The 3,812-nt window shown below is 41.6% G+C and carries 1 protein-coding gene; it reads left to right on the top strand.

The window, feature by feature from the left end:
- Positions 1–3,812: T9SS type B sorting domain-containing protein (locus tag ACIQ0M_RS15520; RefSeq protein WP_396153870.1), on the top strand; the 3,812-nt coding region annotated here is incomplete at both ends.

Raw genomic sequence — 3,812 nt, 5'->3', positions numbered from 1 at the left:
AATCCAATAGTAACAGTTAATTCTCCAACGGTTTGTTCGGGAGATTTAGCTACACTAATTGCTACACCAACTACGGCTGGTACTTATGATTATGCATGGACAGTGCCCTCGACGGTATCCAATCCGGGTAATGTGGCGAGTTTTACCACCACAGAAGCCGGAAATTACAGTGTAATAATTACAGATATAAATACAGGTTGTTTCTCAGCAAGTAGCTCAGGAACGGTAACCTTATTACCCTTACCAACAGCAAGTGTTTCAGGCGATATAACAATATGCCCAACTGGTGAAGCCACGATAACCTTCACAGCCACTCCGGGTACAACGATAGAGTATACCATCAATTCAGGAGGTATTCAAACCCAGGCTATTGATGGTTCGGGCGTGTTTACAATCACCGATACCTATATCACTACTACCACTTATGAGTTAATAGGTGTTTTCACTAGTACAGTTCCGGTTTGTTCGGTGCCGCTTAATCAAACAGCCACAGTAACTGTTGCACCTGCACCACTCATTTTCACTCATCCTGATTTGGTGCTTTGTGATGATAACAATGATGGGGTAACTCGATTTGATTTAGCTCAAACCGAAAGTATCATAACGGGAGGAGCTTCAGGATTAACAGTATCTTATCATGAAACGCTACTTGATGCCCAATTAGGGGGAGCACCAATACCTAGTCCTGCCAATTATTTATCGATTAATCCATGGCTTCAACCCATTTATGTTCGAGTGATTAATACGGGAGCTACGGATTGTCCTTCGATTACAACCTTTGATTTGATAGTGAATCCATTCCCTGTAATCAATACCACACCGGATGATTATGAGCTGTGTGATGATGATACGGATGGAGTTCAAGTATTTAATTTAGCCTCTCGTTTAAGTAATATCTTAGACGGCTTAGACCCGAGTTTACATACGGTAACTTTCCACCAAGGAGAAGCAGAGGCAATAATTGGAACGCCACAACTTTCAACGCTATACAGCAGTTCTACCCAAACGGTTTGGGTTCGAGTAGTGATAAACGCTACGGGATGTTTTGATGTAGCACCACTGGAATTAGTTGTTAATCCTTTACCGATAGCCAATTTACCAACGCCATTAACCTTGTGTGATGATAATAATCCGGGCGATGAGCAGGAAGAATTTGATTTAACGCAAGCCATTGCTGAGATTGTAGGTACACAAGAAGGCTTGGATGTTACTTTCCATTTTACGCTACTTCAAGCACAACAAGGCACTAATGCCTTACCAAGCTTATATACCAACGTAACCAATGTTCAAACCATCCATGTTCGTGTGCTTAATCCGGTTACGGGATGTTATTCTACTACCACATTGGATTTACGAGTTGAGCCACTTCCGATATTGCTAATCCCAATTAACCCAATTACCTTGTGTGACGACAACAATGATGGGTTAGCCACTTTCGATTTAGGAGCTCTTGTTCCGGGCTTACTCAATGGAGCAAGTGACGTAAGTGTTACTTTCCACGAAACCGAGCAAGAGGCATTGGATGGAAATAATGATTTACCACTTTCTTATTTAAGTATCTTACCATGGCAACAGTTTATTTATGTTCGAGCAGAGCATAATACTACGGGTTGTGTGCGTGTGATGATGTTGGAATTAAATGTAAACCCAAGACCGGAAGTACCAACAAATTTACCGGATCTTGTTCAATGTGATACCGATGGCAATCAGCAAAACGGATTGAGCACGTTTGATTTGAGTGTGCAAACGCCTGCTATCTTAGCGGCTCAAAGTGGAGCGGCATCTGATTATCAAGTGGGTTATTTTACCTCTGAAGCAGCTGCAATCAATAATATTGGAGCAATTGTTAGTATAGCATCGTATCCAAACACAAGCAACCCACAAACGATTTGGGTACGCGTAACGAATATTGCTACGGGTTGTTTCCACACAGGAAGTTTTGATTTGATTGTGAATTTACCTTTGGCACTCACTATCCCTGATCCGATATCCTTGTGTGATGAGGCCTTGCCAAATGATCAATTTACAGCATTTGATTTAACCATCCGCGATAATGCTATTACTAATAATTTAGGTGGTTATACCGTTACCTATTATCCAAGTCTTCAAAATGCTCGGGATAATGTAAATCCGATTCAAGACCCAACGGCTTACACCAATGCTGTTGCAGCGGTTCAAACGTTAGGTGTTCGTGTAACGAGTTCAGAAGGATGTACAAGTTTTACGACTTTAACCATTCGAGTAATCCCAAGACCTGAACCGTTATTTGATCCGGCACCAATAGAAGAGTGTGATGATACAAATCCTGGGGATGGTTTAGAGAATTTTGATTTGACTGAGCGAGAGCTTTATATCTTAAACGGAGCGAGTCTAACGGAGTTTTCATTGACTTATTTTGAGAGTTTTGCAGATGCAGAAACCGAGACCAATCCGATTCCGGATCCAACGAGTTATGATAGTACAGATTCCGATACACAAACGATTTATGTTCGTGTAACCAGAATACCAACCAATCCGTTAGAGCCAAGATGTTATGAGATTGTAGAGCTTCAATTGATTGTGAATCCGCTACCGGATATTGTATCACCGGTTAATTTATACCAATGTGTGGCACCAAGTCAGCCGATTTTACCTTTCACTTTAAGTCAGGCTAATGAAGATGTCTTGGGAGACGACCAAAGTGAGGCAGACTTTACAGTGACATATTATGCGTCACAGATTGATGCAGAGTCAGGTAGTCCACTATTGCCAAACACGTACACAAGTACAAGTATTCAAGGCACACCGGAGACAATTTATGTACGAGTAGAGAACAACGTTACCGGATGTTTTATAGTAGGTACGGTAGATTTAGTGATTGAAGAAGGAACCTTTGCCAATCCGATACCTGTTGATGATTTGTCAATAACCAAGTGTGATGACCAAGACGACACTAACGATGGCAGAGCCGAATTTAATCTAGATGCAGATGTAACGCCAATTTTATTAGGAACCAATAATTATCCGGACACGGTAGTTTACTATTTTGAAAGTCTAGCGGCGGCACAAGAGGCAGCGGCTGAGAACGATTACAGTGGAGCTTTACCGGCAACCTATACAAACACGGTAGCTAATAGTCAAGAAATTTATGCCATTTTGGTTAATCCGAACACGCAAAGTGGTTGTCCGACCATTGTTCCAATAACTCTAACGGTTCACAAGTTGCCCGAACCAACGGTTCAGGACGACTTTATTTGTGCCGATCCCTTAACAGGAGCCATCATTAGAGAGGCTGTTTTAGAGAGTGGATTAGACCCAGACACACACGATTTTTCATGGACAGATTCAGCAGGAAATGTATTGGGAACAGATGCGAACTTAACGGTAAATACTCCGGGAGCTTATACCTTAACGGTTATCAATGACCAAACTGAGCCCAACTGTTCAAACACAGTAACGGTGAACGTGGTTCAGTCTGAGCAAGCTACTTTGAGTTATGTACAGAGTAATTATTTTACTGATAATGCTACAATCACCATCATTGCAGAAGGCATCACTATTCCGGATCAAGGTAATGCGAATTATGTGTATAGTTTAGATAACGGTCCATTCCAAACCAGTAATGTATTTACCAACGTGAGTGCGGGAAGTCATTTGGTGACGGTGCAAGACTTAAACGGATGTCAAGACGCCACCATCGAGGTGTATGTGGTGGATTATCCGCTGTTCTTTACACCAAACGGAGATGGATATAATGACACATGGAATATTTTTACGTTAAGAGAGACCAATCCTAACGCAAAAATTTATATATTTGACCGCTATGGAAAATT

The organism is Flavobacterium sp. (assembly GCF_044339515.1).
Lineage (GTDB): Bacteria > Bacteroidota > Bacteroidia > Flavobacteriales > Flavobacteriaceae > Flavobacterium.
This window is presented reverse-complemented; position numbering and strand designations above follow the sequence as displayed.